Below are 13,291 nucleotides of genomic sequence, written 5' to 3' on the forward strand. Positions count from 1 at the left end.
AACCCCAAAGCCTTTATATTACCGTTGCTCTCGCTTAACCTGACTCTCCTTCTCGAACCCCGCAACCACCTGATCAACTGTTAAGTTAGCCATCGGTATTTGCAACTCCTGCGAAATGCGATCGAGTGGTTTCATTGAGGACATAACCAGCCGACTAAAAAAGCTGGTAAAACTGCTATCTATTTCTAGTTTATCATGGAGGCGGGTATCCTGCTCAATCCACTGGGTAATTTGGTCTGGAGTTACTGAGGCGATCGCACATTCTTGTTGCTGGGAAATTTCCCGTAAACAGCGCAGCGCATAAATAGCCAGACGGGTGGCAAACTTCTCCTTAGATGACAACAAAGCTGCATCTACCTTAACCGCTTCTTCTGGCGTTAAAAATTCTCTATCTGTCTGCATCATAATTAGATAATTACACTATTTCCACAAGATTGGGGAGGTCCCCAGTTAATGACTAATAATCAGATAACCGCAACGATGCTCACCATTAACTAGCCAATGAGTCCGTTCTACGGTACAATCATATAGTACAGCCGCAAACATCTCTAACTCATGGCCGCAGACACTCGGAAAAGACTCAGCCACGCTAGAAATCGCGCAGTTATGTTCTGTTAAAATATAGCGTTGCTCACCCGTGGCGACTTCCTCTTGAGTCTCTACGGCATACCACTCAGCCATATAACCTTCCCCTTGGCGAATTTCCGCCAATTTAGCTACGCGATCGCCTACTGGACCAGTCCCCACCCGTTGGCGATACTCCATGGCTTTTCTTTGCCACTGTTTGTGTAAAATCTGGCTAACCTGTTCGGGTCCCACGGTTTCAGCCAAAGTATCCAGGAAAGAAATTGCAAATTGATCATAACTATTCGGAAAGCGATCGCGTCCCTGACTCGTCAGTCGATAGATATGTTGGGGCCGTCCCATCCCTATCTGTACAGACTCATAATTGATCAACCCCGACCCCTGGAGATCCTTGAGATGCCGACGGGTGGCTTGGGGACTGATATCGAGAGCCTCCGCGAGTTCCTGAGCCGTAGCCTGATGACGTTTCAGAAGATATTGGAGGATGTCCTGCTTAGTCGAATGCTGTTGGGTCGTGGTCATCATGTTCACAAAAATTCAAAAAATTTTGGCTTTGACAATACAGTTGTTGCTAATGTAACCTAAAATAGACTTAAATAACAAATAGGTTGTTTAAGTCCCCGGAAGTGGGACTTGGGATCTGCCATCCCGTGGGAGTTTGTCCAGGTGATTGACCAGGACACCAGACCGTAAATCAAACCAACACAAGAGAACACAAGATATATGAGTGCTTCAGTCAAAACCCTAGTTAACCAGCCCTATAAATACGGCTTTGTTACTGATATTGAGTCCGACACCATCCCCAAGGGGTTGAGTGAAGATGTGGTGCGGCTGATATCAGCGAAAAAAAATGAGCCGGAATTTATGTTAAATTTCCGTCTCCGGGCTTATCAGCAGTGGCAGAAAATGGCTGAACCCACCTGGCCCCATGTTCACTATCCCCCCATTGACTATCAAAATATTATCTACTATTCCGCCCCCAAAGTTGAGAAGAAAAAAGGCAGTTTAGAAGAAGTAGACCCGACCCTAATAGAAACCTTTGAGAAATTAGGGATTCCCCTATCCGAACAGAAACGGCTGGCTAATGTAGCAGTGGATGCCGTCTTTGATAGTGTGTCCATTGCCACCACTTTTAAAGAAAAACTCGCCGAAGAAGGGGTAATTTTCTGCTCGATTTCCGAAGCCGTAGAAAGCCACCCAGAGCTGATTGAGAAATATTTGGGCAGTGTAGTTCCCGTCGGTGATAACTACTTCGCCGCCCTCAACTCAGCCGTGTTTAGTGATGGTTCCTTCGTGTACATTCCTAAAGGGGTTAAATGTCCCATGGATCTGTCTACTTATTTCCGCATTAATAACGGTGAATCTGGGCAGTTCGAGCGCACCTTAATTGTAGCAGAATCTGGCAGTTCTGTCACCTATTTAGAAGGCTGTACCGCCCCCATGTTCGATACCAACCAATTACACGCCGCTGTAGTCGAATTGGTCGCTTTGGATAATGCCACCATCGAATATTCTACCGTGCAAAATTGGTTTGCTGGGGACGAAAACGGGAAAGGCGGAATTTATAACTTTGTCACCAAGCGGGGACTCTGTAAAGGCGTAAATTCTAAGATTTCCTGGACTCAGGTAGAAACCGGGTCAGCCATTACTTGGAAATATCCTAGTTGTGTGTTGGTCGGTGATAATTCCGTCGGAGAATTTTACTCCGTCGCCCTCACCAATAACTGTCAACAGGCTGATACCGGAACCAAAATGGTTCATATTGGCCAAAATACCCGCAGCACTATTATTTCTAAAGGTATTTCGGCGGGTCGGTCTGCGAATAGCTATCGTGGCTTGGTGAAAATGGGTCCGAAAGCTGTGGGGGCGCGGAATTATTCCCAGTGCGACTCTATGTTAATTGGCGACTGTGGACAGGCTAATACTTTCCCTTATATTCAAGTCGAAAATAGTACCGCCAAGGTAGAACATGAAGCCTCGACTTCTAAAATTGGGGAAGACCAATTGTTTTACTTTACTCAACGGGGAATTTCGGAGGAAGATGCTGTGTCTATGATTATCAGCGGCTTCTGTAAAGATGTGTTTAATAAATTACCCATGGAGTTTGCAGCCGAAGCCGATAAACTGCTGAGTCTGAAACTAGAAGGCGCTGTCGGTTAAACTATCTATTTCCCTTGGAGATGGTGGGGTTTCCTGTTGAAAACCCCCTAATTAGGTCAGTTAATCACTAACACCAATCACGCACATTTAGAGGTTGAGAATGATTCAAGAAAACAGTCCCGTGATTTTGTCCGTTAAAAATTTAACCGCTACCGTTGATGGTAATTCTATTTTAAAAGGCTTAAACCTGGAAATTAAAGCCGGGGAAATTCACGCCATCATGGGTCAGAATGGGTCGGGAAAAAGTACCTTTTCTAAAATCTTAGCCGGACATCCTGCTTATGAAGTGACCGGGGGCGAAGTCACATTTTTAGGACAAAATCTCCTGGAATTAGAAGCTGATGAACGCGCCTTAATCGGTATATTTTTGGCTTTCCAATATCCCATCGAAATCCCTGGGGTTAGTAATCTGGATTTCCTGCGGGTGGCTTACAATTCCCAACGGAAACATCGGGGCTTAGATGAGTTAGATGTGTTTGATTTTGAGGATTTAATCCACGAAAAATTAGAGGTGGTGAAAATGCGTTCAGAGTTTCTGGAACGTAGCGTTAATCAAGGCTTTTCTGGGGGTGAAAAGAAGCGTAATGAAATCTTGCAGATGGCTTTATTAGAACCGAAATTAGCCATTTTGGACGAAACTGATTCCGGCTTGGATATTGATGCGCTGAAAATTGTCGCTAATGGTGTGAATCAATTGGCTAATGCTGAAAATGCCATGCTGGTGATTACTCACTATCAGCGGTTATTGGATTACATTGTCCCTGATTATGTTCATGTCATGGCTGATGGCAGAATTATTAAAACTGGTGCTAAGGAATTGGCGCTAGAGTTGGAAAAACAGGGCTATGATGATATAATTGAAGCAGCCACAGTGGGGGTGTAGTTAATGATTCAGATTCAAGAAAAACCAGAACTTTCCTATTTGAATCAGTTACTTAATCGGGTAACGGGTTCTCTTCCAGTTCCGGTGAGTTTCCCTTTGGAAAGAAACATTGCCGAACAGTTACAAAATATTCGTGATAATGCCGCCAGTTGGGTTAAGGAATTAGCTATTCCTACCCGTCGCCATGAAGATTGGCGATTTACCGACCTTTCCGCTTTGTTGGAATTGCCTTTTCAACCAGCCACAGCGGTAGAACTTTCCCGAGACGAGATTTCACCTTTAATCTTACCGGAAGTTAAAGGGACTAGGTTGGTTTTTGTGAATGGTTTTTACTCCCCCCAACTGTCCTGTTTAGATAATCTTCCTGATGGAGTATTTGTCGGAAATTTAGGACAACTCGATAAACCATTATCCGATAAGTTGGGGAACTACCTAACTCAACAACCCGACAGCCAGGAAGTTTTTACCGCCCTCAATACTTCCTCTTTGGCTGATGCTGCGGTGGTCTGGGTTCACCAAAATCAAGTCATTGATACGCCCATTCATCTGCTATTTATTTCCCTCAGTAGCAGCCAACCTGTAACCAGTCAACCTCGGACTTTAATTGTCGCTGAACCCGGAAGCAAAGCCACAGTAATTGAACACTACGCCACCGCGAATATTTTGGGTTGTTCAGACCGCACCCAAAAAACTCCTTATTTCACTAACACAGTGACAGAGTTATGGGTTGGTGACAATGCCGAATTACAACATACTCGCCTTCAACGAGAATTGGCTTCATCTTTCCATATTGGTCGCACTGTAGTTTCCCAAGGGCGCGATAGCCGTTATACTGGTAACGCGATTAGTTTGGGGGCGAAATTGTCTCGCCATAACTTCGATATTCACCAAACGGCTGCGGGAACCGAAACTCAGCTTAATGGTTTAACTCTGGTCAACGGTCAACAGGTCGCTGATACCCATAGCGCGGTATTTTTGAACCATCCCCATGGTGTCATCAATCAATTACATAAAGCTATTGTGGATGACCGCGCTCATGCTATATTTAATGGTCGGATTGTGGTTCCCCAAGCGGCACAAATGACTGATGCGACTCAACTGAATCGTAATCTGTTGTTATCGGCTAAAGGGCGGGTTAATACCAAACCTCAATTAGAAATTGTGGCTGATAATGTCAAATGTGCCCACGGCGCAACTGTTAGCCAATTAGAAGCGGATGAGATTTTCTATCTGCGGAGTCGGGGACTGGATGAAAAAACCAGCCGTAACCTGTTAATTGATGCTTTTGCGGCGGAAATTTTAGAGAAATTGCCTTTGGTTTCTCTCAAGCAAATTTTAGCTCGCTGTGTGGCTTGTCGCACTGACGAAGGGGAAATGTAAAGGGGGTTAAGGGGGGGGATTAATTTTTGATGACTAATCAACTATCTCCCCTCACCTCTGCTATCTTGATGATGGGGGAGTTACCAGAGATGCTTTAATGGTTACTGGTTGCAAATTGCTAGATTTAGGGATTAGACAAAATGACACTTATTAAAGAGAAAACACTAGGAGAAAAGGTGCGGGGAGATTTCCCCATTCTACATCAGGAGGTGAACGGACATCCTCTGGTTTATTTGGATAATGCGGCTACTTCTCAAAAACCCCAGGTGGTTTTAGATGCTATCCAAAACTATTATCAAACATATAATTCTAATGTTCATCGGGGTATTCATACCCTTAGCGCTAAGGCGACTGATGAATATGAAAAAGCCCGCCAAAAGGTGGTTGAGTTTATTAATGCTGATTCCTACCAGGAGATTATTTATACTCGTAACGCCAGCGAAGCTGTGAATTTGGTTGCCTATTCTTGGGGGTGGGAAAATCTACGGGCTGGGGATGAGATTATTTTGTCGGTAATGGAACATCACAGTAACTTAGTCCCTTGGCAAATGCTGGCTAAGAAAACTGGGGCGGTGATTAAGTATGTGGGATTAACGGCTAACCAGGAGTTTGATTTTGAGGAGTTTAAAACCCTCATTTCCCCTCAGGCTAAGTTGGTGGCTGTCCTGCAAATGTCTAATGTTTTGGGTTGCATTAATCCGGTGAAGGAAATTACGGAAATTGCCCATCAATGTGGGGCAAAGGTGTTGATTGATGCCTGCCAAAGTTTACCACATTTACCGATAAATGTCAAGGAAATTGATTGTGATTGGTTAGTGGGTTCGGGTCATAAAATGTGTGGTCCGACGGGGATTGGTTTTCTGTATGGTAAGCGGGAAATACTGGAGTCGATGTCGCCATTTTTGGGGGGTGGCGAGATGATTGGGGAGGTGTCGTTAGAGGGTTTTACCTGTGGGGAATTACCCCATAAGTTTGAGGCGGGAACTCCGGCGATTGGAGAGGCGATCGCTTTAGGTGCAGCCCTGGATTATTTAATGAAGATTGGCTTGGATAAAATCCACGCCTACGAACAGGAATTAACGGCTTATTTATTCAAGAAATTAAGTGATGTTCCCGAAATTACTGTTTATGGACCCCCCCCAACGGCTGAGGGTAAAGGACGGGCGGCATTAGCATCATTTTCAGCGGGAGAAATTCACCCTAATGACTTATCAATGCTGTTGAATGATTCGGGGGTGGCGGTGCGTTCAGGACACCACTGCACCCAACCTTTACATAAGTATCTAAAGGTTAATTCTACGGCGCGGGCGAGTTGTTATTTTTACAATACCCATGAGGATATTGATGCCTTTGTGGTGGCGTTGAAAGAGGCGATCGCTTTTTTTAAGCAGATGTCTTAAAGTCCAGAAACCCGGTTTATCTGGGTTTTAACGCGGGAAGGGATTGGGGGGATTTCCTACCCGGAAAATGATGGTAAAAATGTTGTCTGTCACCAACATACGATTCCCAAAGGCATCGTTACCATAATCATACTCTTGATGTTGCCACGATGCTGATAGGGTGGGACTGTTGGGCTGATTTTTCAGTCTCCAACTTATGGTGCTACCGTAAACCGACCGGCTGGAGGTTTTATCGATGGGTGCGATATAACCTGATAAGGTGACGTTATTAACTGGGCGGACTGCGAATTCTATCAGTAGGCGATCGTCGTAGGAATTGGGGAGGATATCCCCGAAATAGTTGGTCACGCCGAGGGACAAAATACCCCAGTTTAAACGGCCCGATAAGGCTAATTCGCTGGCGGGAGAAATGCTGACAACATCCCCAATGCGGGTTTCTCGGTCGATCGCATAATTTAAAAAACTCGACAGGATTAAATTCCTATTATTCCCCAGGCGAAACCTTTTGGAAGCATTCCCAAACACCTGGCTGTAATAGTCGCGATCGGGGTTGACATAGCCGATCGCACCCCCTCGAAAACTCCAGCCGTCCGTCGTGTTAAATGTATAGTCTGCCCCTAGGTAAAGTTTCACCATTTCCGAAGCAATAACCCCCGTATAGTAGCGGAAAATGTCTTGACTTCGCGTCCAGTTTCCGGTTAAACTAAGGTGAGGATAATATCGCCGTTGTTCTAGGTAAACACTTTGGCGGTTCAAGTTGACATCTTGCCGCAAAAAACTCAGATAAACTTGGGCGTAAAAGTTCTGTATATTCTCGTTGGAAAAGATGTCTTGATTGACCACAGACATTAACTGTAGATTATCGACATCTTCTCCCCCTTCCGCCCCCGCCCTAATAGCAATTTGGGGACCGGTCGCCCGGTAAAAAAGGCGATCGCGTCCGAAGCTGCGATCGATAACCGGAGACAGCCCCAACCAGACGCTGTGATAACTCGCCCCAGGAATTTCCCTCAAACTTCTGATATCGGGAGTCAAACTTTCCGCCCGCCCCAGACCAGCGGAATAAATCGTAAAACTACTGCTAGGTAAACGGGTATTATTAGCAGCAAAAAATAAGTTACGGTTAATTCTGGTATTCGGGGGATTTTCGCTCCCTTCCAGGTCAGGAATGAGGTCTGGTAAAAATTGCGCCCCCGCTTGGATAACCGTATTTAGCCAGCGATTTTCATCATCCCAAAATAGGGTAAATCCGTGAATGGTGCGCCCCAAAACCGCTTCGGTATCGTTGGCTTTCACCACCTGTCGCACGCGGGAAAATGTGCCGGCGATGGTCAGGTCGATTTCTTCTTGGCGTTTAATTGTGCTTCTTTGGGATTGACTATTTCCCGGAAAAGTGCCAGAATTAGGAAAGTAAAAATCTAGCCCAATCGCTTGGCTGGCGCTTCCCCCTTGAAAACCGGTAAGCTGTATAAAAGCTAACGTTTCCGGTGCCAAGACATCCCGCACCTGTGAAGTTTGCAGAACCCGGGTTGGCACAAAAAAGTCGGGGTCGATGCTGTTGCGGTCCGTCACCAACCCCGGCATATAAGTACACTGTCCCTCACTGGGAGCATCGGGGAAAAAACAAGCCCCCGTCAAACTCATTTGAATTTCCAAACCGTTCATGGTTTGGGGTTCGGTGGTGGTGGTTTTCACCCGCCTTTCCAGGGGAACCGTCCGCAGTTGCAAGTAACTCCCCCGCTGGTCTACCCTGTAAATATTAGTTCGGCTGAGGCTTTCGATGACCTCGCTATGAAGTTTGAAAGTACCATCCAAAACGATGTCGCTATTTGTGGTATTAGCGAAGGCTTGCACGCCGCTCACCTGCCATTCGGTCAGGTGGCTGATGGGGATATCGTTGAGCAGTAAAGAGGTCGTCAGCGTGCTAATTTGGTCGTCTGGAGCGACGCGGGGGGGGATGAGATAGTGGGGGTCTGACGGTTGGGGAGAGGGTTTGGGGGTTTTGTTGAATTTGGGGTCGGTAGGTTCCGATGCCAAATTTGGGGATAAGGGTTGTAGGTCAGTGGCGGAAGTAGACGGGTCGGGTATGGCCGATATAGGCGGAGTTTGTGCCGGGGCTGGGGAGATGCCAACCATGTTGAGGACAGTTAAGGCAACCACAAGCGTGCGGTTGTATGTGTTGACACATTTCCGAGTTGAGTTGGGGATGGATTTCGGGAGGACAATCATTGTTGTATTGCGGCAAGCATAGACGGGGAAATGGGTGCCAAAAAAATGGGTAATATTTATGTATTTTTTCGTTATTTATTCGGTTTTTACCGGACGAATTAAATATTTTTAATATCGGGAAAATGGGGTGCAATCAATCGCCAGAAACGGTGCGCCAATCATGGGAATTGACGCACCGGAAAATTGGAAAACTGAGTAACTGAGATGAGATGCCTTTCGGCGGGAAATTTAGAAGTTAAACGAACATCTCCGGATTTATCCACCAATCGGGGGGGGGTTCGATGGAGGGGGGTGCTTCGGGGATGGACTCGGTTGCTCCGACAAAATCGCCGGCATCAATCAGGGAGGCATCGACCCGGTACAAAGTGGCCAGGGTTTCGCCGTTGTACTCAATCAAAGTCGAGCTGCTGCGGGCGGTGACGGTCAGGGCGCCGAAGTCCACGGTGGCTCCCGTACCATCCAAGACTTGGATCTGATCGACGCCATTTTCAAAGTCGTAGACAATATCCGGACCCATGCCCTCTTGCAGGATAAATAGATCGCTCCCGGCATCCCCGTAGAGCCGATCGCGACCGGGACCGCCAATCAAGGTATCGTTTCCAGGACCGCCATAGAGGAGGTCGTCCCCATCCCCGCCGTTGAGGATGTCGTTACCTGCATCGCCGCGAAGCCGATCGCGACCCGCGCCCCCATTCAACTCGTCGTCTCCGTTTCCGCCATAGAGGAGGTCGTCCCCATCCCCGCCGTTGAGGATGTCGTCACCCCCGTAACCGTAGAGGCGATCGCGACCCGCGCCCCCGGTCAGGTTGTCATCGGCAACCCCACCCCGCAGGATTCCCGAACCCGTCAAAGTTTGGCCGATGTCGTTGACGTTGATAGTGAGGGTTTCGGTAGAGTTCAAACCGCCCGAATCGGTGGTTTGGACGCTAATGCTGTAAGTCGCCTGGGTGTCGTGGTCGGGGGAAGTATTGATTTTGAGTCGATCGCCCTCGATGGTGAAGTTGGCGTCGTCGGTTCCCCCGGCCAAGCTGTAAGTGAAGCTATCCCCCGCGTCGGGGTCGGTGGTGCCCAACCGTCCCACCGTCGTGCCGGCGGCTACCTTCTCGTCAACGGTATTGTTGCTGAGGGTGACAGCCGTGGGGGCCTCGTTAACATCGTTGACGTTGACGATGAAGCCCTCTTCGTAGCTGAGTCCGCCCGGGTCCGTGGTGCGGACGCGGACGTTGTACCAAGACTGGGTTTCGTAGTCGGGGGAAGCGTTGACGCTCAGTTCCCCCGTGGCTGCATCGATGCTGAAAGCGGTGTTATCCGTATCTCCGGCACCGGCCACCAACTCGTAAGTGAAGGTATCCGCCGCGTCGTTGGGGTCGGTGGTGGAGAAAGTGCCGACTACCGTACCTGCGGCCACATTTTCATCGATGGTGTTGACATCGAGGGTCAGGTCGGTGGGGGGGACGTTGCGGTTTTCGTAATAATAGATCTCGCTATCGCCATTTACGACAAAAGCATCCAGGTCGCCGTCGCCATCGATATCGGCGAAGGTGCGGGTGCTGCCAGTCCCCACATTGGTCAGGCCGAAGGGGTTGGTAACGGGGGCGGCAAAGGATGGGCTGCTGGCAGTGCCGGTGTTTTGGTAATAATAGGTATTGCCGTCATCTGCTCCGACAACAGCATCTAGCTTGCCGTCGCCATCGATATCGGCGAAGGTGGGGCTGCTGTAAGACCCCACATTGGTCAGGCCGAAGGGGTTGGTTTGGGGGGCGGCAAAAGCCGGGCTGTCTACAGTGCCGGTGTTTTCGTAATAATAAATGTTGCCGTCACTAGCTCCCACAAATGCATCCAGGTCGCCGTCGCTATCAATATCGGCAAAGGTGGGGGTGGTGTCAGACCCCACATCGGTCAGGCCGAAGGGGTTGGTTTGGGGGGCGGCAAAGGATGGGCTGCTGGCAGTGCCGGTGTTTTCGTAGTAATAGATATTGCCGTAGTATTCTCCCACAAAAGCATCCAGGTCGCCGTCGCCATCGATATCGGCAAAGGTGGGGGTAGTGTAAGACCCCACATCGGTCAGACCGAAGGGGTTGGTTTGGGGGGCGGCAAAGGATGGGCTGCTGGCAGTACCGGTGTTTTCGTAGTAATAGATATCGCCGTATTTTTCTCCCAGAAAAGCATCCAGGTCGCCGTCGTCATCGATATCGGCGAAGGTGAGATTGCTGACAGATTCCACAGTGGTCAAGCCGAAGGGGTTGATTTGGGGGGCGATAAAGTTTGGTGTTGACATTGGTGTTTCTCCTTTTTTTTTGTTTGGTTGTAATTTGGCTTGCGTGTTGGGTTGCGCGGGGGTTCGCGGGTTCTCAGCAACCCGGTTTTTCCAAAAAATTGGGTTTCTTGACCTTTGAAAAAACCGGGTTCCACTATGGTGTTGGGTTTCGCTTTTTTTCACCCAACCTACAGGGGGACTAATGTTGGGTTCCGCAGTTCAGTCGGTCCACTACGCTCAAGCACATTTTTCGCCGTGTCGGTCCACTACAGACTGTTCTAATTCAGCGAAATTGTCGTCCGCCGCGACTCGCTCATCCCCGTCAGGTAGGGCTGCAAATGTCGCCGCACGAACCGCAACATCGCCACGCTTTCGGGAGCCACGGCAAAAGTCCCCTTGGCAACCGGGCTGGCAATTTGGCGTTGAATGGCCGCCGAGAGCAAAGCAATGCCCCGCGCCCGCGCCCGAAACTTCTCGGCGACAAACAGACTCGAATAGCGGATGGTATCGGACGCCACCCGATGCGTCACCATCCACCCCACCAGTTGCCCCCGGTGGCGCAACCCCAGACTGTTCGAGGGTTCCAAGCGTTTCATGTCGCCCAGAGGAGACAGGGAGGGGGGAAAATCCAGGTGCTCCAACTGCCGGTGGTCGTCCGGGGTCAATTCCGCCCAGGGAAACAGGTCGAACCCTTCCCCCAAGGGATACTTGCCCAGCCAAGGCGCTCGGGCAATGCGCTCGGTGGTGGTTTGCATGAGCAGAAAAGTCTGCCGGGGCGGCTGCCAGCCCAATTTAGACAGCATCGGCTCCAAAGCCGCCTCGGTGAGGGGACTGACTCGATACATCACCGCCGCTTCGGGGCAGTCCTGTTGTTTGAGGGCCTTGCCCAACTGAATCAAGAGTTGGGTGCCAATGCCCCGACGGCGGCAGGCCGGCAGGACAAACAGGGACAGCAGTTCCGCCCCGGAGTCGGGCAACAACTCCGCCACGGCCAAACCCACCATGTCCCCGCCGACGGAGGCCGACACTCCCACCAACTCGCCCCGCCTGGGCTTGCTCTGCCAGCGTTTCTGGAGGCTGGGAAAGGTCATGCCGTCGTAGGGGGCCAGGTTTTCCGGGTTGAGGTGGTAAACCTGCTGAAAGTTGACCGGCCCGCTGGGAATGGAAGCGGCCTGGGTTTCCAACTGCAACCGCTCCTGGGTTGGCAGTCCGGGGACGGGGGGCGCTTCCCCGATGCCCGGACGGACGACCGTGGGCTTGCTGGTGACGATACCTCCCGAACCGGGAAAGGTAATCAGCCGCTCGATGTCTTCTCCCTGGAAGCCCAAAGCCTGGGGATTGCCGGTTCCGGGGATAATAACGATATCGAACAGTTCCTCCACCGCGCCATCAACGTGCAGCCAGTGGGCGATTTGACCGCTGTCGAGGTCAACCACCATCAACCCGCACTGGGGTTCTTTGCCCAGGGCAGCCAGCTTGGTTTCTAGAGCCAGTCCGGTGAAGTTAGCAGACCGCAATTTGGAGAGTCCGACGATGGCATAGTTGTGCCAAAAGGCCAGACCCCTGACAAAACCGGGACAAAAGATGATGGGTTGGAATTTCTCGCCGTCGATGTAGCCCAGTTCTCCGGTGCCGGAGTTGAGCAGCCACAGCTTGTTCCGATACCAGCGGGGAGAGTGGGGCATGGACAGGTTGGCGGCAAGGATTTCGTTGCTGGGAACGTGCAGGACGATTCCCCCATCCTGTCGGCAGTTGCGCCACCCGGCGGCGCCGTCGGTGGCGCTGCAAGCGGTCATATAGGTAGGCTGGCCGTCCACCATTGCCAATCCGTTCAGGTGACAGCGGTCTTCGGCCACTAGCTTGCTGATAAAGGGCGGTTTCCAGAGGGGGACGAAGCTACAACCGGGTTGGACTGTTGCCAAACAACTGAAGTCGGTATTGACAAATAGCAGTTTTTGTGAATTGTCTATTACGACATCGTGGACGTTTAAGTTGCCGGTGGTGTAGCTGATGCTGGGGACGTAAAGGCGATCGCTCCCTTTGTAAGTTTCTCCGGCACCCAAACAATTGTCGAACCGCCAAATTTGATAGCGGGTACTCATATAGAGCTGGCTGTCGGTGGCATAAAATCCCATCGGTTTGTCGAACAGCCGTTCGTGAACGGCGAGTTGGGCTTCTGGAGTCGCGCCCATCAAAAAGAGCCGGTTGGTTTGATAGGTGGTAAATCCCAGGCTCAACTGTTGCTCTCGCAACCAAGTCCCCAGATGGGGGGAGCCGACCATATTGACGGAGGGAGAAACTGACATGGGAGGAAGTGAGTAAAGGAAGCTCAACGCTGTTTCCAGCTTCGAGGGCGAGATGGCATCTGCACCCGGTTTTTTGTCAATCCAATGGAGC

At 50.0% G+C, this 13,291-nt stretch carries 9 protein-coding genes; 4 read left to right on the top strand and 5 right to left on the bottom strand.

What is annotated here, in order from left to right; all coding sequences use genetic code 11:
* Nucleotides 1-18 precede the first annotated feature (18 nt).
* Together NLZ44_RS14610 and sufR are read right to left on the bottom strand one after the other, a co-directional pair.
* Nucleotides 19-405: an NDH complex assembly factor CRR9 gene (locus tag NLZ44_RS14610; RefSeq protein ID WP_493750245.1), complete on the bottom strand. Its 387-nt coding sequence runs from the start codon at nucleotides 403-405 to the stop codon at nucleotides 19-21.
* A 45-nt stretch (nucleotides 406-450) separates the two neighbouring features.
* A complete protein-coding gene (sufR, locus tag NLZ44_RS14615) occupies nucleotides 451-1,110 on the bottom strand; it encodes an iron-sulfur cluster biosynthesis transcriptional regulator SufR (protein WP_493750246.1) in 660 nt (219 codons plus the stop codon).
* A gap of 198 nt (nucleotides 1,111-1,308) precedes the next feature.
* Between sufR and sufB the strand changes: the two genes are divergently transcribed.
* From sufB to NLZ44_RS14635, 4 genes are all read left to right on the top strand, one after another.
* Nucleotides 1,309-2,745, top strand: a complete 1,437-nt coding sequence (sufB, locus tag NLZ44_RS14620) for a Fe-S cluster assembly protein SufB (RefSeq protein ID WP_493750247.1) — start codon at nucleotides 1,309-1,311, stop codon at nucleotides 2,743-2,745.
* Nucleotides 2,746-2,845: 100 nt separating this feature from the next.
* Nucleotides 2,846-3,628 (top strand): Fe-S cluster assembly ATPase SufC, encoded by a 783-nt coding sequence (sufC, locus tag NLZ44_RS14625; protein WP_008049453.1) that lies wholly within the window; start codon nucleotides 2,846-2,848, stop codon nucleotides 3,626-3,628.
* Between the two features lie 3 nt (nucleotides 3,629-3,631).
* Nucleotides 3,632-5,008 carry a Fe-S cluster assembly protein SufD gene (sufD, locus tag NLZ44_RS14630; protein WP_493750248.1) on the top strand — a complete coding sequence of 459 codons (1,377 nt, stop codon included), beginning with the start codon at nucleotides 3,632-3,634 and terminating at the stop codon, nucleotides 5,006-5,008.
* Nucleotides 5,009-5,148: 140 nt separating this feature from the next.
* On the top strand, nucleotides 5,149-6,408 hold the full coding sequence (locus tag NLZ44_RS14635; protein ID WP_493750249.1) for a SufS family cysteine desulfurase: 1,260 nt from the start codon (nucleotides 5,149-5,151) through the stop codon (nucleotides 6,406-6,408).
* A gap of 27 nt (nucleotides 6,409-6,435) precedes the next feature.
* Here the strand turns inward: NLZ44_RS14635 and NLZ44_RS14640 are convergent, their stop codons facing one another.
* The 3 genes from NLZ44_RS14640 to NLZ44_RS14650 all read right to left on the bottom strand — a co-directional run bounded on the left by NLZ44_RS14640 (nucleotide 6,436) and on the right by NLZ44_RS14650 (nucleotide 13,200).
* Complete coding sequence (locus tag NLZ44_RS14640; RefSeq protein WP_493750250.1) at nucleotides 6,436-8,568, bottom strand: hypothetical protein; 2,133 nt, start codon at nucleotides 8,566-8,568, stop codon at nucleotides 6,436-6,438.
* Between the two features lie 304 nt (nucleotides 8,569-8,872).
* Complete coding sequence (locus NLZ44_RS14645) at nucleotides 8,873-10,915, bottom strand: FG-GAP-like repeat-containing protein (RefSeq protein ID WP_493750251.1); 2,043 nt, start codon at nucleotides 10,913-10,915, stop codon at nucleotides 8,873-8,875.
* Nucleotides 10,916-11,172: 257 nt separating this feature from the next.
* The gene (locus NLZ44_RS14650) at nucleotides 11,173-13,200 is read right to left on the bottom strand and encodes a TIGR03032 family protein (protein WP_493750252.1); all 2,028 of its coding nucleotides are present in this window, start codon (nucleotides 13,198-13,200) and stop codon (nucleotides 11,173-11,175) included.
* Nucleotides 13,201-13,291 lie beyond the last annotated feature (91 nt).

Source organism: Arthrospira sp. PCC 9901 (assembly GCF_059013425.1).

Bases quoted from the DNA above. Each gene is read 5' to 3' on its own strand.
- sufC (WP_008049453.1), top strand. From the start codon at position 2,846: ATGATTCAAGAAAACAGTCCCGTGATTTTGTCCGTTAAAAATTTAACC.
- sufR (WP_493750246.1), bottom strand. From the start codon at position 1,110: ATGATGACCACGACCCAACAGCATTCGACTAAGCAGGACATCCTCCAA.
- NLZ44_RS14610 (WP_493750245.1), bottom strand. From the start codon at position 405: ATGATGCAGACAGATAGAGAATTTTTAACGCCAGAAGAAGCGGTTAAG.
- sufD (WP_493750248.1), top strand. From the start codon at position 3,632: ATGATTCAGATTCAAGAAAAACCAGAACTTTCCTATTTGAATCAGTTA.
- sufB (WP_493750247.1), top strand. From the start codon at position 1,309: ATGAGTGCTTCAGTCAAAACCCTAGTTAACCAGCCCTATAAATACGGC.
- NLZ44_RS14635 (WP_493750249.1), top strand. From the start codon at position 5,149: ATGACACTTATTAAAGAGAAAACACTAGGAGAAAAGGTGCGGGGAGAT.
- NLZ44_RS14650 (WP_493750252.1), bottom strand. From the start codon at position 13,200: ATGTCAGTTTCTCCCTCCGTCAATATGGTCGGCTCCCCCCATCTGGGG.
- NLZ44_RS14645 (WP_493750251.1), bottom strand. From the start codon at position 10,915: ATGTCAACACCAAACTTTATCGCCCCCCAAATCAACCCCTTCGGCTTG.